This is a genomic window from Enterococcus sp. AZ103, assembly GCF_051714685.1.
GTDB classification, from domain to species: Bacteria; Bacillota; Bacilli; order Lactobacillales; family Enterococcaceae; genus Enterococcus_A; species Enterococcus_A alishanensis.
Map to the genome: position 1 here is coordinate 2782370 of NZ_JBIOSI010000001.1, position 18349 is coordinate 2800718.

Genomic DNA, 18349 nt, shown 5'->3' on the forward strand with positions numbered 1-18349 from the left:
GATGAAAAAATTAGTTGGAATAACCATTGGTGACCCTGCCGGCGTTGGGCCAGAAATATCAGTTAAAGCATTGATTGCTAACGAGACAAATTTAATGAATAGCATTATCTTCGGCAGTGAAGAAATTATCGCCTACTATATGAAAAAATTATCAGTAGATAAAGAGTTAAATATCATTCATGATGTAACAGATTTTAAAGACGGAGCCATCAATTTATTCAATGTTGTAGATTTAACTTTAGCCGATACTCCGATTGGTGAGGTTAACCCTACATCGGGAGATGCCGCTTATCAATATCTAGAAACTGCCATCAAATTATCATTAGCTGGAAAAATCGGTCCAGTTGTTACTGCACCTTTAAACAAGGAAGCACTTCACTTAGGGGGACATAATTTTGACGGACATACTGAAATTTTTGCACATTTAACGCACACTGAAAAATACACGATGATGTTGTGGAGCAATTTATTAAGTGTTGTTCACGTTTCTACTCATGTGCCTTTGAGTAAAGCATGTAAACTAGTTAAAAAAGATCGTGTTGAAGAATGCATCGATTTAGCCTCTGATGCTTTACAAAAATTAGGCATAAGCGAACCTCGAATTGCTGTTGCTGGTTTAAATCCTCATAGCGGTGAAGCAGGATTATTTGGACACGAGGAAATTGATGAGATTGAACCGGCAATTTGTGCAAAGCAGAGTGAAGGAATCAACGTTACTGGACCTGTCCCACCAGACACAGTCTTCTTAAAAGCAACCAAAGGAGAATACGACATTGTAGTAGCAATGTATCACGATCAAGGACATATCCCAATGAAATTGTTAGCATTTGATGAAGGTGTTAATGTTACATTAGGATTGCCAATTATCCGTGCTTCTGTTGATCACGGAACTGCCTTTGATATTGCTGGTAAAGGAATTGCAAATGAAAGTTCGATGCTAGAAGCTATTAAACTGGCTACTCGTTTTAGTGAGAATATTTAATTGAAAAAATGTTAACTATTTCATAAAAAAAATATCTATAGTATTTTCATTCAAAAAAAGGAGAAACACAATAAACAGGTTTCTCCTTTTCGCTATTTCCTTTTATTCTTCTTCAGACATGAAGTTGTGTCATCGATTGATAGTTATAGATAGTTATTAATTCAGAGTTTTAGTGAATAACTATGATAGATTGAGAAGTTGATTGTATTCAAAAAGGTATTCAAGTTGCGTGGCGTGCTTTTGATACGAAATCGTAAGACCTAGTTAATCAAACGACTTATAAATATTATAACACTACTGATTAATAAGCTATATCCAAAAAAAGCATTCATTCAGATGAATTAATCTCTATAGAATACAAAGCTTTCATTATCTCAAACCATTACCACAACTTGGCAAGTCGGTTGATTGAAGAACACCTCATTATGCACTTATAGCAGTAGAGCAACAAGTTGAGCTATTGTTGCAACAGAAGCTAAGAATTCTGTACCCATTTAATTTTTTTTAGACTATCTACCGCAAACTTCAGCATAGTTTTTTTAGGCTTTTCTTTAATAACTTCATCTTTAATGGTTTCAATATACTCCTGAGCCTCGTCTACCTCTTTTTCAGGTAAGAAATCATTCAAATCCTCCATAAGCAAATCAAGTTTTGATAATAATTCCGACATATCATTAGTAGAAACACTCATATTATTATTGTGGCCTTGCTGTATATTAGTGTTGTAACTATTTCCAAATATATTTACTTTATTAGATATTGAATTGTTACTCATATAGTCCTCCAGTCGCCCTGCTGCATTACTTGCATCTTGTAACGTCACAAAAAAATCTCTCCCCTGTTGGTAAATTGATTCAACGATTTCAAATTCTGGATTTCCATAGTCGCGCCATTCGTACTCTTCATTAAAGTATTTTCCGTAACTATGGTTAAATTGCACAGAATTTTTACCAATTTTCCTTAGAAGTTTTATCTCTCTCTCAGAAATAAGATTTTTCTCAAAAGCTGTTTCAACTATCTGAAAATCACTAAGAAATGTTACTAAACAGAAGATTGATTCATTAATAGTTGTTGAAAATTCCATGGTATTTTATTCCAAAAACCATTCTTAATTAACGCCTCTTTTTTTTCAACAATCTGTGATTTTACATTTTCTGTATATATCTTCCAATTATTGACGTCTTCCTTAATATCCGAAATCGATTGACCTTCATAAGAAGTCCCTCCACCAAAAAGTCCTTGAACCATTTTATCTCATCCTCTCTATAATAATTGCTCTAAATCCAATACTTGGTACAAATGATAGCATTTCGTGTGGTAACATGATTGCCATCGGTCCTGTTTTATTTAATTTGACTTCAATACTTGGTTTGTTGATGAAATTTTACCAATTGACTCCATCGATCGTTTCATGGAATCTGTATTTAATATTTTCATTGATTGTAGAGATTGATTTATTCCCTCTGTTGCTCTTCTGATACCTTCAGTATCAAAATTTTGCATGATTGCTCGCTGAACTGATAATGTTTGACCTATTGACTCTATCGACCTCTTCATGGAATCTGTATTTAATATTTTTATTGATTGTAGAGATCGATTCATTCCCTCTGTTGCCCTTCTGATACCTTCAGTATCAAAGTTTTGCATGATTTCTTGTTGAATTGATAGTGTTTGACCTATTGACTCCATCGACCTTTTCATGGAATCTGTATTTAATATTTTTATTGATTGTAGAGATTGATTTATTCCCTCTGTTGCCCTTCTGATACCTTCAGCATCAAAGTTCTGCATAATTTCTTGCTGGACTGATAATGTTTGACCTATTGACTCCATCGACCTTTTCATGGAATCTGTATTTAATACTTTCATTGCTGATAGAGATTCTGACAATTTAGTAATACCTGCTAAATCGACATTACTAAAATAATTTCCAATATATCCTTCAAAATCATCTGACATATCACTAAGATCTTCACCAGCAATATCTCCAGCCAATATTTTTTGCAAAGCTTTCTCTAGTTGATTTGTATATCTCTTCAATTTCTTTATTAATTCTTGGTATAAAGCCATTTCTATTTCTTTGTTATGGCTTACAATATTTCTACCTTCTCTGATTAAACTCATGTCCTTTTGAATTTCTTCTAGCTTAACATCCATATATTTACTAAATACTTCACTCCACAAAGAATATGAATCAGGTATAGTGTGACTGTTATCTTGAAATAACTTCAATAATTGATCCTGAGATATTTCTTTATATCTTACAATATTCTCTTCATTTTCTTGGGTAACTAAAATATAATTTTCTCCAAAGAGATATTCTTCAAAGTCATATAAATCTATCCATTGTAAAAGATTCTTTGAGTCGAACTTTCCTGTTGCTTGTATCTGTTTTCTTTTTATTGACGAAATAATTTCATTTGAATTGATTCCTCTGCCCAGTTATCAGAAAAATATGCCGGAGCTAATAAATAGATTAATTTTCTTAATGCCCATTCGTAACTATGCAAATACGGTAATAGTTTTTTCGAAAAAAACAACGCATTTGTATCTAAAAGCGTAGTTAGTTTAATTTTGATTTACTTGCTTCAATATTGACCTTAGCTAGGAAAATTTGAAATATATGTACCTCTTTTATTCCTATCTTACCAGTCTTATTATACTGAAATATTACGTGTAACGAATCATTATAGTTCTTTATGTCAAAGCTAAATTCATAATTTTTTTCCTGCTCCTGAAATCTTAAGATGGAATCACTAATATATGGTGACAACACTCTCAGAAAGATTTCTTCGATATTTTCCATTCTTCCTTTTTTTGGATAATATAAATATTCAACAACTTGCTTATTAATATTTCATCAACTTCTTTCCTTTCAACAATTTCAATTTTTCCTATTAACTTAATATTTGCTACATGATCCCCGACTAGCAAACATAAAGAGAACTTTTTCTTTAGCTTGATAACTGTGTTAATTACTGGTTTCTATTTTCTATTTCTTTATAGTATTGTTCTTCTACTTTTAATATTCTTTTAACTTCCTTTTTTATGTCAGCATACATAGATATACTATTTATTTGATACCTCAATTATTTTTGTGTAATTCGTTTGATCCAATCTTTATGCAACCGTGTCGTAACACCCTGCACAGTGCCTTGTCGCGGATGTTTAGGGAGGTCAAAGATTCGCTCAAACTCATTGATTTCTTCTCTATCTTCTCCCCAAATGTGGTTTAATGGTGCATGCCAATCAATAAAATCAGACCAAAGAATGTTTTCTTTGAATGCCCTAGCAGGAACCTCGAAAGTGAAGAACGAATAACGATTAAAATCAGTAAAGCTATCTTTGCGTGCATAATTCAAGTGATAGACATCTTGCCAAAGCCAGATAAAATCTCGATCCAATGGCAATTGGATTCTCCTAACATATTGTTTTTTCATCCATTCGAGCGCGCCTAAAGCACTGGGATTATCGGTAAAAATGGACAAGTCTCTTTCTAATCTTTGCGGAATAATAAAACCATCTTTATCAGTATGTTTCAAAAAATCTCTCAGCTGTATCGTGTATGCTTTCATCAAATCTCCTTCAATTAGAACGTCTCATTTTATATCTAGTAAGAAATCAAACCACACCGAATTATCTTTTTTTCGATACATCAAGGTATATAAGTCAGAATTGTTTAATACCATAACGTTGTCAAATCGAGAATAAATCTGCGTAAAATTTTTCATAGACTGCACGTAGCATTTTCGAATCACGTCTTCTGGAATACCATGTCCGCCTTTTTTTACACGCTGATCTACTCGATCCATCGCAAAATCCACCTCCACCAGATAGATATAAATTAGCGTGGTTTCGTATCCTAGATTTTACGCTTGCTCTAAACGCCGTTCAAAACCGTGCACACTATCGGACAAAGTTGTTTCATGATGAAAAGATTTTTCTTCTTCGAAATAGCTGTTCATGCGCTTGATTAATTCTCGCATGCTCTTAGCGTTGTCAGAATTAATCCTCCAATTTCCACCTTGTTCATGTGAAATTTCATCTGCTTTTAAACGCAAAGTTTGCTCATTTAACAAAAGAAACCAAGGAAAAAACCATTGAGAAATTGACCAATCACCTAAATTTCTGACAGACTGTATTCAATCTCGTATTCAAATCAAAACACAAAAGAGCTGAACCCTTATACATCAAGAATTCAGCTATCATTTCAGTTCTATTCTTCTTCAGACATGAAAGTATTGAAAACTTCTTCAATCATATTCCATTCTTCATCAGTTTCAATTTGTAACAATTCACCTTCGCTACCATCTTCATTTTCAAGATAAGCATAAGCTTGTAATTCTACATCTTCATCTTCAGGGACACCTGCCGGATAAAGTAAAACATAATTTTTTTTGAATTCTTCTTGACCATCAATAGTTAAAAGAATTTCGTATAATGTTTCATTTCCTTCATCATCCACCAAAGTAATCATTTCGTGTTCATGACTATGGTCGTGATCGTGGTCGTGGTCATGTTTGTGTTCGTGTGCCATCTAAATTCCTCTTTTCTTAAAATTTGTTTCCTGTTCGGTCGAGATAATTTTGTAAGATCATCACTGCTGCTACTTTATCAATGACCTTTTTTCTTTTAGCCCGGGTCGTATCAGCTTGTTCAACTAACATGCGTTCAGCTTGAACCGTTGTCAGTCGCTCATCTTGATAATCAACAGGTAAATTGAAAAGTTCTTTAATCTTGTCGCCATAGGCCATCGAAGCTTCAGCTCTCGGCCCAATAGTATTGTTCATGTTTTTGGGTAATCCCACGACAAATTTAGTCACCTGATACTCCTTAACAAGCTCCGATAAACGATCAAAACCAAATTCCTCATCGTCTTCGTTAATGCGGATAATTTCTACCCCTTGTGCCGTCCAACCAAATGGATCACTGACTGCAATTCCAACGGTTTTCGATCCGACATCTAATCCCATAATTCTCATCGAAGTTCAATACCATGATCTTCTAAATAATATTTAACTAAAACTTCCATTACTTCATCACGTTCATGACGACGAATTAAATTTCTAGCATCATGGTAACGGGGAATATAAGCAGGATCACCTGATAATAAATATCCTACAATTTGATTAATTGGATTGTAACCTTTTTCAGCCAATGCATTATACACAATAGCTAACGTTTCACTGATTTCTTTTTTTCGATTGTCGTCAAAATCAAAACGAACTGTTTCATCTGTATATCCCATCAGTACACACCTCTTTATCATTCACTTATTTTATTCTACTTAAAAAGTATAACAAACTTACCACAAGGTTGAAAGCCATGATACTTTTTAAAGAAAGAAAAAATTAAATTTTAAACTAATTGAGAAATTTGTTACAAAACTCCATTAAAAAACCTCTGGTAAAAGATCACCAGAGGTTGTTGTTGTGTTGATTAATACAACTCTAAATATTGCTCACGTTCCCATTCAGAAACTGTTTGACGGAAGGCCGCCCATTCTAATTTCTTCGCTTCGACAAAGTTAGAGTAAATATGTGAGCCTAATGCATCCACAATTACTTGATCTTCACGCATAGCTTTAATCGCATTGTGAATAGTAGAAGGCAAGTCATAGATTTGTGCTTCTTTACGCTCTTCTTCGCTCATCACATAAATATTACGATCAACGGCTGCTGGCGGTGTTAATTTATTATCAATACCATCTAACCCTGCTTCTAATAATGTTGCCATTACTAAATACGGATTAGCAGAAGGATCAACTGAACGTAATTCTAGACGAGTAGATAAACCACGAGATTCTGGTACGCGGATTAATGGAGAACGATTGCGTCCACTCCAAGCCACATAAACTGGCGCTTCAAATCCTGGTACTAAACGTTTGTAAGAGTTAACTGTTGGGTTACATACAGCTGTATAGGCGCGTGCATGTTTCAATAAACCTGCTAAAAATTGATAAGCTGTTTCACTTAATTGCATTGGACCATCTTCATCATAGAAGACATTACCTTCATCATTAAATAAAGACATATTACAATGCATTCCTGAACCGTTGATTCCGTATAAAGGTTTTGGCATAAAGGTTGCATGCAAACCGTGTTTACGAGCAATTGTTTTAACTACTAATTTGAAAGTCTGAATGTCGTCACATGCTTCAATCGCATCAGCGTATTTAAAATCAATTTCGTGTTGACCTGGTGCCACTTCATGGTGAGAAGCTTCCACTTCAAATCCTAAATGTTCTAATTCTAAAACAATATCCCGACGGCAGTTTTCACCAAGGTCAGTAGGAGCAAAATCAAAATAGCCACCTTTGTCATTTAAGTCTAATGTCGGATCGCCATTTTCATCAACTTTAAATAAGAAAAATTCTGGCTCTGGTCCTAAGTTAAATGCAGTGAAACCATAATCTTTCATCTTAGATAAGGCACGTTTTAAGTTTCCACGAGGATCCCCTGGAAATGGATTGCCATCTGGACTATAGATATCACAGATTAAACGAGCTACTTTGCCATGATCGCTTTCCCAAGGGAAGATCATCCAAGTTGTCAAATCTGGGTATAAGTACATATCGCTTTCTTCGATTCGAACAAAACCTTCGATAGATGAACCATCAAACATCATTTTGTTACTTAATACTTTTTCTAATTGACTCACAGGAACCTCGACATTTTTAATTGTTCCCATAATGTCTGTAAACATTAAACGTAAAAATCGAACATTTTCTTCTTCAACGATTCGTTTGATATCTTCAACAGTTAAATCTCTTTTTGGCATAGTATCCCTTCCTTGCACTTCATTTTTTTATTTCCACAATCACTACAGCCGTGGACCTTGTGATTGGTATGGATGTTGTTGTTGGTTTAAACCACTTTGGGTCATCATTTCATCATAAAAAATTCGGCGAACATCTTTATCAGTTAACGGTGGTTTATCTTTAGCAGCTTTGGCTTCATCTTGACGCATTTGATAAACTCGTTTAATCCCTGCCATATTTAATCCGTCTGATAGATAATCTTTAATCTCTAGTAACACATCAATGTCGTTTAAAGAATACATCCTACGGTTCCCATCGCTACGTTCAGGATGAATCAGTTCTTGTTCTTCGTAATATCTAATTTGTCGCGCCGTTAAATCAGTTAGTTTCATAACTGTACCAATTGGAAAAACAGCTAAAGATCTACGTAATTCCTTTTCCCGCATGACTTATCCTCCTTGCCTCTTGATGTTGAAAATAGAATACCAAAGCGTTAGACCGGTTGTCAACCCAAAATGTTAGATTTCCTTACATTAAAAATAAATTGTTCGGAAATGAGGGATTTTTAATTTAACTATTACCGGTAAAAAACTTCATTAATTGCATTGGAAACAGCGATTTTAACATGTTCAAAGGTCAAGCCACCTTGTAAATATAAGGAATAAGGTTCTCGCAATGGACCATCAGCACTTAACTCAATGCTGGCACCCTGAATAAAAGTTCCAGCCGCCATTATTATGTCATCTTCGTAACCAGCCATGTATGAAGGAATAGGCGCAACATACGCATCAATTGGTGAGAATTTTTGTATCGCTTGCGCAAAAGCAACCATCTTTTCCTTATCTCTAAAGTCAATGAGCTGAATTAGATCGGTGCGAGGTTCATACCATTTAGGTGCAGAATTCAAATCATGTTCAGCTAAAATTGCAGCCGAATAAATTGCACCGCTAATAGCTTGGCTGACTACATGAGGGGCCAAAAAGAATCCGTATAACATATCATAGACATTTCCCAGCATGGCTCCACCTTCAGCACCTACTCCTGGAGTTGTTAGGCGGATAGCAGCTTTTTCTACCAAATCTTCTCGCCCAACAATATAGCCACCCGTTTTTGCAATGCCGCCACCTGGATTTTTAATCAAGGAGCCAGCTATTATATCCGCACCTACTTCAGTCGGTTCAGTTAGCTCAGCAAATTCACCATAACAATTATCGACAAAAATAAACACTTGTGGTGCGATCTGTCTAATGAAATCACACATTTCTTTGATTTTTTCAATCGTAAAAGAAGCGCGCATAGCATACCCGCGAGATCTTTGAATAGCAACAATCTTAGTACTTTCAGTTAATTTATTTTTTATTCCTGTAAAATCAACTGATCCATCTGGTAATAAATCAACTGCATCATAGCCAATATTATATTCTTTAAAAGAGCCTACGCCATTACCAGTTTCACCTAACACTTCCAACAAAGTATCGTAAGGAGTCCCTGTAATATATAAAAGTCCATCTCCAGGGCGTAGATTTCCATACAAAGCTGTTGCAATTGCATGGGTACCAGAAACAATTTGTGGACGAACTAAAGCAGCCTCTGCACCAAAAACTTGGGCATAGACTGCTTCTAATACATCGCGACCTAAATCATCGTTACCATAACCAGTTGAAGGTAAAAAATGGGTCTCTGAAACCCGTTGTTCACGAAAAGCTGTTAAAACTTTTTGCTGATTTGTTAAAGCAATATCTTTTACTTCTTTTAGGCGAAGTTCAATTTGTTGGTCCACTTGTTCAATCTTATTTTTTAATTCATCTGGAAAATTATTCTGCCACATTGTCACCCATTCTCCTTATCCATTGAGAATTTTCTTTCGCAAAACCACGAATTTGATAGGTTTCACTAGACTCGTCAAAGTCTTCCGCTAAAACCAATGTTTCTCGTTTAATTGTGCTTAATAATTGTCCCTCACTAGCTGAAATACTTAGCAAATATGGGCTCAAAATTTCCATTATTTCTTTTCTAATACTTTCTGACAGCTGTTCTTTTCCTTTAGAGGATTTAGCTGAAATAAGTGTATTAGGAAATAGGGTTGGTGCAAATTGAATCGGATTGATTTTATCGGCTTTATTGTAAACAGTCAGTGTGGAAATATCTTCCATCTCCAACTCTTTCAACAAATCTAAAACCGTCTGTTCTTGCTGCTGACGGTCCTCAGCACTAGCATCCACCACATGTAATAATAAATCCATTCCACGGCTTTCTTCTAAAGTTGAATGAAAGGCATCCACTAATTGTGTTGGTAAATCTTGAATGAATCCAACAGTATCAGTTACCGTTGTTTGCATTCCTTGCGGTAATGACCAACGTTTAGTCAAAGGATCTAAAGTGGCAAATAATTGATCTTGTGAATAAGTATCAGCGCTCGTAAGTAAATTAAAGATCGTTGATTTACCGGCATTAGTATAACCTATTAAACCAATTTGAAAGACAGTTGAATCGTTTCTTTTTTGACGAGAACGTTCACGATGGGCTTCCACTTCTTTTAAATCTTTTTTAATAGCAGAAATTCGTCGGCGAATATGTCGGCGATCTGTTTCCAATTTGGTTTCTCCAGGTCCACGAGTACCAATCCCACCACCTAAACGAGATAAACTTTGCCCTTGACCAGTTAATCGATGAAATAAATAATTTAATTGCGCCAACTCGACTTGCAATTTGCCTTCTTTTGAACGAGCTCTTTGGGCAAAAATATCTAATATTAATTGAATACGATCAATTACCGGCACACCTACAATACCTTCAATTGTCTCTGCTTGGCGAGGAGATAAAGCATGGTTAAAAATAACTAAATCAGCTTCATGAGCTTCTACTAATTGTTGCAGTTCAGCCATTTTTCCTTTACCGATAATTGTTTGGCGGTCTACTTTTTGACGTTTTTGGGTCAATGAATACACAATTTCACCATGGGCCGTTTTAGTTAATCCGGCCAATTCGTGCATGGATTCTAAAAAATTGGATGTTGTATCATCTGTTTCTACACCAACTAGAATTACGCGTTCTGACAATTCTATCCCTCCTTAAGCCATGTTGCCACAGCATTTTCTATATTTGTAATAGTTTCTGGTTGTTGCACCAAATCATACCAAACAACAGGCATTCGATTTCTAAACCAAGTCAACTGCCGCTTGGCATATCTTCTGGATTGCAACTTAATTTCTTCGGTTGCTTCAGTTAAAGATTGTTCTCCTCGAAAATATGGGAATAATTCTTTATAGCCTATTCCTTGAGCTGCTTGAACAGTAGGCGTAACAAAAAGTTTTTCGGCTTCATCCAATAACCCATCATTAATCATTTGATCCACCCGTTGATTGATCCGCTGATATAACAATTTTCTTTCTGTATTTAAGCCAATAATCATTGGATTATAAAGCAATTTAGGTGTTTTTTCTGGTGAAAAAATTGAACGTCCAGTTAATTCAAAAACTTCCAATGCTCGAATAACTTTTTTTTGATTATTAAAGTGGATTTTCTCTGCTGCTAATGGATCGAGCGCTTTTAACTGCCCCCAAAGTGCTGATTTGCCGTTTTTTTCAGCAAATATTTCATATTTTTTTCTTAACTGAGGATCATGGTCAGTTTCAGCTTTACCTAACTGATAATCCCATAACAAGGATTGAATATATAAGCCTGTACCACCTACTACGATTGGTAATTTTCCCGTAGCAGTAATATCCACAATTTTTTTTCGCGCTTCTTTTTGAAACTCTGCAACTGAGTAATTTTCATTTGGATCCTTAACATCAATTAAATAATGGGGAATTCTCTCTTTTTCTTTTTCAGTCACTTTGGCAGTACCAATATCTAGTGTTCGATAAACTTGCAAAGAGTCACCACTAATAATTTCACCGTTAAATTTTTTTGCTAAATCAATACTCAAACTGGTCTTACCAACCGCTGTTGGTCCAACTATAACTAATACTTTCTCCATTATATTCCTACTTTACATCAAAATAGCGTAACGGTTCTTTTGTTAAACGTGCTAATTGATTTTTCTTTTCCTGCGTAATTGAAAGTAATTCATCAGCAAAAGATTCCATCAATACTCGTCCACCCTTGTATGCGTAACCTCCCAAACGAACGGTTTCTTCAGGTGAAATAACCATTTTACGATGGGAAATATTTTTAAAAAACTCTTCCACTAGATATGTCGGTAAATAAAAATTATTTTGTGCGGCAAAAGATTGCAAATAAATATAATCATCAATTGCTATATAAGTATCATCAAATGCATTGAAACTAACGTAATTTTCCATCATTAAGCTACGTTTACTCAAAATTTCATTGATTTTTTTATTTAATAAATTCATTACTTCAATTTCTTTTACTCGGTGTTCAAGTTCTCGTTTCCGATAAGTTTGTCTTTCTTGATATTTAAAAAAGAAAAAAACTGTCACGCCAACAATCGCAGCACCAATCAAAACACCGATTAACCCAATAAGTCCAGTACTCATTTTTCACCCTCTTTTCCTGTCTTTTATATTACCATATTTCCGAAATAAAAAGGATGGTTGAAGAAAGTCAAAATAATCGTCCAAAACATTTGACCAATGTTGACCAATCGATTATACTATGTTTTAGAATTTAGCAATTACACTTGAAGTGTGCTAAAATAATTTTGAAAAAAGATTTGAGGAGGAATTTCCTATGAATTTAGTCCCTACAGTTATTGAACAATCATCTCGTGGCGAAAGAGCTTACGATATTTACTCTCGTCTATTAAAAGACCGGATTATTATGTTGAGTGGCGCGATTGATGATAACGTGGCAAACTCAGTGATTGCCCAATTACTATTTTTAGATGCACAAGACTCTGAAAAAGATATTTATATCTACATTAACTCTCCTGGTGGTAGTGTATCTGCCGGTTTAGCAATTTTTGACACAATGAACTTTGTAAAAGCCGATGTCCAAACAATCGTTTTAGGGATGGCTGCATCAATGGGTAGTTTCTTATTAACAGCTGGCCAAAAAGGGAAACGTTTTGCCTTACCGAATGCTGAAATCATGATTCACCAACCATTAGGTGGCGCCCAAGGTCAAGCAACTGAAATCGAAATTGCAGCAAAACATATCTTAAAAACTCGCGAACGCTTGAATAAAATTTTAGCTGAACGGACTGGTCAACCACTTGAAGTGATTGAAAAAGATACTGACCGTGACAACTATATGACAGCTGAAGAAGCAAAAGCATATGGTCTAATTGACGAAGTAATGGAAAATAGTTCAGCTTTAAGCTAAACAAAATGACTCCTGCAAATTTTTTGCAGGAGTTTTTTTATATAAACATATTTACTAAATAAATCACCCATAGATGCAATGGATAAAAAACGTAAAAGAAATATTTAGATGTTTTGGTTTGATAACCGCCTCTTTTTCCATTGTATAAATAAATCAATGGTAATACCGTCACCATCATAAACTCATTATCAAACGTCAAATATTGATACAAACTCTCCCCAGTATTCATCTGCCAAAAAATAACAATACTCCACGCAAACAAAACAAAACAAATAGCAAAAACTCCTAAATAAAGAATTTTCGAATTTTGCTTCAAGTGGCTAAAGTAAAAAATTAAGCTAATTGGCAATAAATAAAGACCACCTTCACTGAACAAAATTGGCAGTAATAAAAATCCCGCTACTACTAAATATTTACCATTCTCTCGACTTAAATCAACTGCCCATATCAAAGCGAACAATAATGCCAATGTTAGAAAAATATTATTTGGTCCAATTAATTGCAACACACTAAAACCACCAGTGAAATGATCGGTATAATTGTCAGCCAAAAAATTAATTAAACTATTCCCTAAAAGCATTATCCCCGCGCCTAAGCTTAATCGCCTCAAATATTTTTTTCGACTATGAGTATAAAAAAATCCTTCAATCAATAAAAAAACAAATAATGGTGCTACAAATCGACCCAACCAAGATACCCACAAAGGCCACCCTAAACTTGCACCAAAATAAGTATTGATATGATCGATTACCATAAAAACAATTGCTATAATTTTTAATTGATAACTAGATAAACCTTTTTTTAACATTTCATCTCCCCGCTTTCAATTCTTATCTTAGCAAAGAAAAACTTTATAAAAATGGGACGTTAGTCTGAAATGCTGCGAACAAAATTGTCACTTAGCTCGCTTTAGAATAACCAGTGGTATAATCAATCGTTACACCATCTTGCACATTGTAAATAAAAACATTATACGAAACATTTGAATCCTCAATACTTTGAGCTTCCATCTGGACCCCACGAGCAACCAATTCATCGTCTTTAAAATAAGGTGATACACGATAACGTACATGATGTTTTGTTTCACGAATATAATCGCCAACCTCTTCCTCATACTTAGTCATACCCGGGTGATTGAAACGAGCCGTTCCAGTCATCAAGTTTTTCCAGTTATTATTTTCGCCACTTAATTGAAAAGCAACCAGATGACAACGATTATATAAAGGTTGATCATCATAAAATTTTTGATGCCAGCCAGTTGGCTTAACGTTTAAACTTTCTCTTTCTTCTGTTGGCATCAACTCTTGACTTAACATTCCATTTGCTGGTCCTACGCGATTGAGATCATCTAAATCAGAAAAAATTGTCCATGAACCATTGGCTAATGACAAGTCAGTTTCGTTAAAATTGGAATTATTTTGGTTCAACGTAATGACTTTTTCACCATTATAATCTGGAATTTCTGATAAATGATCAATCGTAACACTTGGCATCGTAGATGAAATACTAGGTTCTGTTGATATCGTCTGATTTTCTGGATTGCTTTGACTGTAAACACCATAAGCAATTGCTAATAATATAATAATGCCGCTAACGACAGTCGGTCTCTTTTTTTTAACCATACATACCTCTTTTTTTAATTTTTTTGCTTAATTATTATAGCAGATTTTTTAAATAACGATGAAGATAATTTTTTTTAGAATGTTTGATACTAATTAAAAATTATCTTCAGGATTTCTTTTAATATAAAAATTTTTTCGAGATTTTTGGAAGAAGTTTGATAAAATAAATATAAAGGGGGCGTTAGAATGGAAACATTATTAATTGTGTTAGGCTTCATCGCTTTTGTTTTTGGTATTGTCAATTTTATTTCGGCATTTCGTAAAAAAACTGACAAGAAAAAAAGTGGCTATATTATTGTTGGTTCATTATTTATCATGGCTGCCGGCAGCATCTTGGCACCTGAACCTCAACAAACATCACCAACAACTGTATCAACGACGATTGCTTCAACAGAAACAAGTAAGAAAAAAGATTTACCAGATACAGGAAATGCCGGTAAAACAATTGCGTTGGATTTCCAAAAAGAGCAACAGCAGATCCATCAAGAGCTGGCAGCCATGGAATATACAGATCAGCAGACAATCGATGTAAATGGCGGTAAACCGACTTTTACTGAAGAAGACTCGGGTACAGACATCGGGTATTGGGAAAGTTATGGTGACTTAGATTCATTAAATCGGGCAACATACGGTGAAGCCTTACTAAACAAATCTTTGATGCCAAGTGAAAAAAGAGAAGCCCTAACGGTTGATCCGACAGGTTGGCGAAATAAAAAAATTGATAACAATTATCTCTACAATCGTAGTCATTTGATTGGTTTTCAATTAACTGGTCAAAATAATAATTTAAAAAACTTAATTACCGGTACACGGCAACTAAACAGTCCTGAAATGTTACGCTTTGAGTCTGATATTGCTTATTTCCTAAAACAAAATCCGAAGAAATTTGTTCGTTATTCAGTCACACCAATCTTTCGTGAAAATGAATTAGTTGCACGAGGCGTCCAACTTCAAGCTCAATCAATTAATAACGATGAAATTAGTTTCAATGTTTATATCTTTAATATCCAAGATGGTGTTGAAATTAATTACGCCGACGGAAGTAGTCGAACCACTGCTGAAATTCAAGCAGAAAATGACCGGAAAGCTGCGGAAGAACACGCAGCAGCTGAAGCTGAACAAGCCAGAATTGCTCAAGAACAACAAGCGGCGGCGGCTGAGCAAGCCAGAATTATAGCCGAACAAGCTGCGCAACAGCAAGCCGCCCAAGGAAGAACTGTTTACGTAGCACCACAATCTGGAAAAAAATATCACTTTAACGCCAATTGTCGCGGACTTTCTAATGCAAATTCAGTTGTTTCAATGACTGAATCTGAAGCTGCTGCTCAAGGATATGGCCGTTGTGGTTTTGAATAAATAAAAGAGACTAGCAGATTGTAGTGATGTAGTGACCCCAAATAGTTAGACTTTTTTGGAGTGGAGAAATCCACTCCTTTTTTCTTTGTTTTTACTGCTATTATATTTTAAGCTGCTTTCAATGCCGATTTTCTAAATTGCACCGGACTCTGCCAATTTAATTTTTTCTTCATACGTTCATGATTGTAGTAATAAATGTAATTATCAATTGCTTGTTTCAATTCCTCAAAGCTATGAAATTCTCGTCCATAATAAATTTCTTGTTTTAATAAACTAAAGAAATTCTCCATGATTGAATTATCCAAGCAGGTGCCCTTACGGGACATACTTTGAAATATTTTATGTTCTTTTAATTTATGATTGTATGCCTTCATTTGATAAGCCCAGCCTTGATCAGAATGAAAGGTTCGACGGTAGAGACAGTCTTTTGTTACTTGAATCGCTTCTTCCAATGCCTCCATGATCGCTAGTGCATTTGGCTTTTCAGAAATACGATAAGAAATAATCTCACTGTTGTACATATCTAAAAAGGGATCAAGATACAGTTTCTTTTCACGAATGGTCCCGGATTTGTCTAGTTCAAAATATTTTAGCTCTGTCGTATCTGTCGTAATCTTTTGATGACAAATGCTTGTGCAAAAGCGTCGATGAATTCGATTTTTCGTAACCGCACCGATCTTCCCACGATAAGAATGATAACGACGAGATTTCCTCGTGAATGAGCGGACCTCAATACCCAGTTTCCTAATCAAGCGTTGCACTTTCTTCTTGTTTACATGGAACCCACGATTACATAATTCCTTTGTTAGGCGCAAACAGCCATAATCCTTATGTTGGCTTCTTATCTTAAGTATTTCCTCTTCAATTTCTTGATCTGGATTTTGTCGATCAAACCGTTTTTGCCAATACATAAAGGTCGATTTAGGGAATTTCAAAGTTTCAAGAAGCTCAACTAATTTGAAGGATCCTCGGAGGCTGTCGATGATTCGTGCGATTGATTCTTTCGTCTTTGTTGGGCTTCCTGTTTTCGCAGCTTCCTCAATTCTTTTAAAAAAGCATTTTCAATCTGAAGAGAACGGACTTGTTTTTCTAATTCCTTGATGCGATCACGTTCTTCAAGGGTTGCTTTGTTTGCCTTTGGATTTTCTTTTTTCTTAGACAAAATCGGCGGACGTCCTTTCTTTTTTGAGAGTCCATCTACTCCTTCTGCACGAAAGGTTCTCATCCAATTGGCGATTAATGCAGGATTGTTTATCCCTAAATGATTCGCCACTTCACGATAGGACAACTCAGTTGTTTGATATAACTCTATCGCATCCATCTTGAATTGAACAGAATAACTTTGATTTTGTCGTTTACGAAGAAGCCCTTCTTCACCAAATTCTTGATAAGCATTGAGCCAATTTTTCATTTGATTTTCTGACTTCAACCCGTGTTTCTTAAATAAATAGGAGAAACCTCCTTTTCCGTCAAGATACTCTTGAAGGATTTTCAGTTTGAATTCAAAACTATATTTAACCATAAAAATACCGACCTCCAGAAGTTAGATTTTTGGTCTAACTTTTTGGGGTCGGTACAGATTTGCTAGTCTCTTTTCTTATAACGAACCTAATAAATTAAATAAGAGATGAATTGCCATACTGTAGCGTAAATCTTTCGTATATAAATAAGTTCCTGCTAGAATCCAACCTAAACTTGCATAATATAAAAAAGCCAGTGAAAAAGAAGCTTCATGCATCAAACCAAAAACAGTTCCAGAAACAATAATTGCTAATATGTGTGAATTACGTCGATTTTGATTAAAAAAATAATTGAAAAAAATACCTCGAAAAATTATTTCTTCTGCTAAAGGGCCAAAAACGACCGTATTGAAAACTGCCAGCATAGGCACTAAAGCGGTTGCTTGATTAATTGCTTCTTGATTATCTGGTGTATCTAAAGACAAGAAACTACTAAAAACAATAGCAACTATGTTCATGACAACAAACATACCTACCGTAAACAAAATCTTATTTCCAGCTAGTTTTTCTTTTCCAAAATGATTTGGGTTAGCAATTCTCAGCTGATTCCGATAACGACTATACAGGAAATGTAACAAAAAGACACTTAACGTCACCTCCCCAACTAATAAAGGCAGTTCATATTGCTGCATAAAATTGGGAAAATAAGGAGCAAAAGCTTCAAATTGTGGCACTCCTAAAATTTGAATAAATAAAAAAAAGAAAAATATTTTTAAGATTAACTTTAAAAAAACAGATTGATCTTTATCAGCCATTAGATTCACCTCATTTCATGAGTTTATTCTACACCAGTATTTGTGTAATCAATGTTTCATTT

General features: G+C 34.9%; 21 protein-coding genes and 1 pseudogene. 3 read left to right on the forward strand and 19 right to left on the reverse strand.

From position 1 onward, the window contains the following. The first annotated feature begins 1 nt into the window (after position 1). Positions 2-982, forward strand: coding sequence for a 4-hydroxythreonine-4-phosphate dehydrogenase PdxA (gene pdxA, locus ID741_RS13865; RefSeq protein WP_438720343.1), 981 nt, complete (start codon positions 2-4; stop codon positions 980-982). Positions 983-1457: 475 nt separating this feature from the next. On the opposite strand, the gene ID741_RS13870 is transcribed toward pdxA, so the two are convergent. From ID741_RS13870 to ID741_RS13940, 15 genes are all read right to left on the reverse strand, one after another. After that, positions 1458-2066 carry a hypothetical protein gene (locus ID741_RS13870; RefSeq protein ID WP_438720344.1) on the reverse strand — a complete coding sequence of 203 codons (609 nt, stop codon included), beginning with the start codon at positions 2064-2066 and terminating at the stop codon, positions 1458-1460. After that, complete coding sequence (locus tag ID741_RS13875; protein WP_438720345.1) at positions 2024-2230, reverse strand: hypothetical protein; 207 nt, start codon at positions 2228-2230, stop codon at positions 2024-2026. Before ID741_RS13875 ends, ID741_RS13870 begins: the two co-directional genes overlap by 43 nt. A gap of 99 nt (positions 2231-2329) precedes the next feature. Continuing rightward, positions 2330-3214, reverse strand: coding sequence for a hypothetical protein (locus ID741_RS13880; protein ID WP_438720346.1), 885 nt, complete (start codon positions 3212-3214; stop codon positions 2330-2332). An 857-nt stretch (positions 3215-4071) separates the two neighbouring features. Continuing rightward, on the reverse strand, positions 4072-4557 hold the full coding sequence (locus ID741_RS13885) for a DUF3841 domain-containing protein (protein ID WP_438720347.1): 486 nt from the start codon (positions 4555-4557) through the stop codon (positions 4072-4074). A gap of 24 nt (positions 4558-4581) precedes the next feature. Further along, complete coding sequence (locus ID741_RS13890) at positions 4582-4794, reverse strand: hypothetical protein (protein WP_438720348.1); 213 nt, start codon at positions 4792-4794, stop codon at positions 4582-4584. Between the two features lie 57 nt (positions 4795-4851). Continuing rightward, positions 4852-5043, reverse strand: a complete 192-nt coding sequence (locus ID741_RS13895; protein ID WP_438720349.1) for a hypothetical protein — start codon at positions 5041-5043, stop codon at positions 4852-4854. A 155-nt stretch (positions 5044-5198) separates the two neighbouring features. Further along, positions 5199-5519 (reverse strand): DUF1292 domain-containing protein, encoded by a 321-nt coding sequence (locus tag ID741_RS13900; RefSeq protein ID WP_438720350.1) that lies wholly within the window; start codon positions 5517-5519, stop codon positions 5199-5201. Positions 5520-5535: 16 nt separating this feature from the next. Continuing rightward, a complete protein-coding gene (gene ruvX / locus ID741_RS13905) occupies positions 5536-5964 on the reverse strand; it encodes a Holliday junction resolvase RuvX (protein WP_218324575.1) in 429 nt (142 codons plus the stop codon). Then, a complete protein-coding gene (locus ID741_RS13910) occupies positions 5961-6230 on the reverse strand; it encodes an IreB family regulatory phosphoprotein (protein WP_218324574.1) in 270 nt (89 codons plus the stop codon). Before ID741_RS13910 ends, ruvX begins: the two co-directional genes overlap by 4 nt. A 191-nt stretch (positions 6231-6421) precedes the next feature. After that, positions 6422-7762, reverse strand: coding sequence for a type I glutamate--ammonia ligase (glnA, locus tag ID741_RS13915; RefSeq protein WP_218324573.1), 1341 nt, complete (start codon positions 7760-7762; stop codon positions 6422-6424). 42 nt (positions 7763-7804) lie between these two features. After that, positions 7805-8188: a MerR family transcriptional regulator gene (locus tag ID741_RS13920; RefSeq protein ID WP_218324572.1), complete on the reverse strand. Its 384-nt coding sequence runs from the start codon at positions 8186-8188 to the stop codon at positions 7805-7807. Between the two features lie 131 nt (positions 8189-8319). Next, positions 8320-9570: an aminotransferase class I/II-fold pyridoxal phosphate-dependent enzyme gene (locus ID741_RS13925; protein ID WP_438720351.1), complete on the reverse strand. Its 1251-nt coding sequence runs from the start codon at positions 9568-9570 to the stop codon at positions 8320-8322. Further along, a complete protein-coding gene (hflX, locus tag ID741_RS13930; protein ID WP_438720352.1) occupies positions 9557-10801 on the reverse strand; it encodes a GTPase HflX in 1245 nt (414 codons plus the stop codon). The genes ID741_RS13925 and hflX overlap by 14 nt, the downstream gene beginning before the upstream one ends. A gap of 2 nt (positions 10802-10803) precedes the next feature. Next, positions 10804-11724, reverse strand: a complete 921-nt coding sequence (gene miaA / locus ID741_RS13935; protein ID WP_438720353.1) for a tRNA (adenosine(37)-N6)-dimethylallyltransferase MiaA — start codon at positions 11722-11724, stop codon at positions 10804-10806. 7 nt (positions 11725-11731) lie between these two features. Continuing rightward, positions 11732-12247 (reverse strand): hypothetical protein, encoded by a 516-nt coding sequence (locus ID741_RS13940; RefSeq protein ID WP_218324568.1) that lies wholly within the window; start codon positions 12245-12247, stop codon positions 11732-11734. 193 nt (positions 12248-12440) lie between these two features. Here ID741_RS13940 and clpP point away from each other — a divergent pair, with 193 nt between their 5' ends. Next, on the forward strand, positions 12441-13034 hold the full coding sequence (gene clpP, locus ID741_RS13945) for an ATP-dependent Clp endopeptidase proteolytic subunit ClpP (protein WP_218324567.1): 594 nt from the start codon (positions 12441-12443) through the stop codon (positions 13032-13034). Positions 13035-13071: 37 nt separating this feature from the next. Here the strand turns inward: clpP and ID741_RS13950 are convergent, their stop codons facing one another. Further along, on the reverse strand, positions 13072-13842 hold the full coding sequence (locus ID741_RS13950) for a TraX family protein (protein WP_218324566.1): 771 nt from the start codon (positions 13840-13842) through the stop codon (positions 13072-13074). A 91-nt stretch (positions 13843-13933) separates the two neighbouring features. Then, complete coding sequence (locus ID741_RS13955) at positions 13934-14656, reverse strand: DNA/RNA non-specific endonuclease (protein ID WP_438720354.1); 723 nt, start codon at positions 14654-14656, stop codon at positions 13934-13936. Between the two features lie 186 nt (positions 14657-14842). Between ID741_RS13955 and ID741_RS13960 the strand changes: the two genes are divergently transcribed. Then, positions 14843-16012, forward strand: coding sequence for a DNA/RNA non-specific endonuclease (locus ID741_RS13960; RefSeq protein WP_218324564.1), 1170 nt, complete (start codon positions 14843-14845; stop codon positions 16010-16012). Between the two features lie 107 nt (positions 16013-16119). Here the strand turns inward: ID741_RS13960 and ID741_RS13965 are convergent. After that, positions 16120-17534, reverse strand: a pseudogene (locus tag ID741_RS13965) (IS3 family transposase). Positions 17535-17609: 75 nt separating this feature from the next. Further along, on the reverse strand, positions 17610-18287 hold the full coding sequence (locus ID741_RS13970; protein ID WP_218324563.1) for a CPBP family intramembrane glutamic endopeptidase: 678 nt from the start codon (positions 18285-18287) through the stop codon (positions 17610-17612). Positions 18288-18349 lie beyond the last annotated feature (62 nt).

What these genes read in the sequence shown, in the direction of transcription:
- pdxA (WP_438720343.1), top strand. Translation starts at nt 2, where the DNA reads ATGAAAAAATTAGTTGGAATAACCATTGGTGACCCTGCCGGCGTTGGG.
- ID741_RS13870 (WP_438720344.1), bottom strand. Translation starts at nt 2,066, where the DNA reads ATGGAATTTTCAACAACTATTAATGAATCAATCTTCTGTTTAGTAACA.
- ID741_RS13875 (WP_438720345.1), bottom strand. Translation starts at nt 2,230, where the DNA reads ATGGTTCAAGGACTTTTTGGTGGAGGGACTTCTTATGAAGGTCAATCG.
- ID741_RS13885 (WP_438720347.1), bottom strand. Translation starts at nt 4,557, where the DNA reads ATGAAAGCATACACGATACAGCTGAGAGATTTTTTGAAACATACTGAT.
- ID741_RS13890 (WP_438720348.1), bottom strand. Translation starts at nt 4,794, where the DNA reads ATGGATCGAGTAGATCAGCGTGTAAAAAAAGGCGGACATGGTATTCCA.
- ID741_RS13900 (WP_438720350.1), bottom strand. Translation starts at nt 5,519, where the DNA reads ATGGCACACGAACACAAACATGACCACGACCACGATCACGACCATAGT.
- ruvX (WP_218324575.1), bottom strand. Translation starts at nt 5,964, where the DNA reads ATGAGAATTATGGGATTAGATGTCGGATCGAAAACCGTTGGAATTGCA.
- ID741_RS13910 (WP_218324574.1), bottom strand. Translation starts at nt 6,230, where the DNA reads ATGGGATATACAGATGAAACAGTTCGTTTTGATTTTGACGACAATCGA.
- glnA (WP_218324573.1), bottom strand. Translation starts at nt 7,762, where the DNA reads ATGCCAAAAAGAGATTTAACTGTTGAAGATATCAAACGAATCGTTGAA.
- ID741_RS13920 (WP_218324572.1), bottom strand. Translation starts at nt 8,188, where the DNA reads ATGCGGGAAAAGGAATTACGTAGATCTTTAGCTGTTTTTCCAATTGGT.
- ID741_RS13925 (WP_438720351.1), bottom strand. Translation starts at nt 9,570, where the DNA reads ATGTGGCAGAATAATTTTCCAGATGAATTAAAAAATAAGATTGAACAA.
- miaA (WP_438720353.1), bottom strand. Translation starts at nt 11,724, where the DNA reads ATGGAGAAAGTATTAGTTATAGTTGGACCAACAGCGGTTGGTAAGACC.
- ID741_RS13940 (WP_218324568.1), bottom strand. Translation starts at nt 12,247, where the DNA reads ATGAGTACTGGACTTATTGGGTTAATCGGTGTTTTGATTGGTGCTGCG.
- clpP (WP_218324567.1), top strand. Translation starts at nt 12,441, where the DNA reads ATGAATTTAGTCCCTACAGTTATTGAACAATCATCTCGTGGCGAAAGA.
- ID741_RS13950 (WP_218324566.1), bottom strand. Translation starts at nt 13,842, where the DNA reads ATGTTAAAAAAAGGTTTATCTAGTTATCAATTAAAAATTATAGCAATT.
- ID741_RS13955 (WP_438720354.1), bottom strand. Translation starts at nt 14,656, where the DNA reads ATGGTTAAAAAAAAGAGACCGACTGTCGTTAGCGGCATTATTATATTA.
- ID741_RS13960 (WP_218324564.1), top strand. Translation starts at nt 14,843, where the DNA reads ATGGAAACATTATTAATTGTGTTAGGCTTCATCGCTTTTGTTTTTGGT.
- ID741_RS13970 (WP_218324563.1), bottom strand. Translation starts at nt 18,287, where the DNA reads ATGGCTGATAAAGATCAATCTGTTTTTTTAAAGTTAATCTTAAAAATA.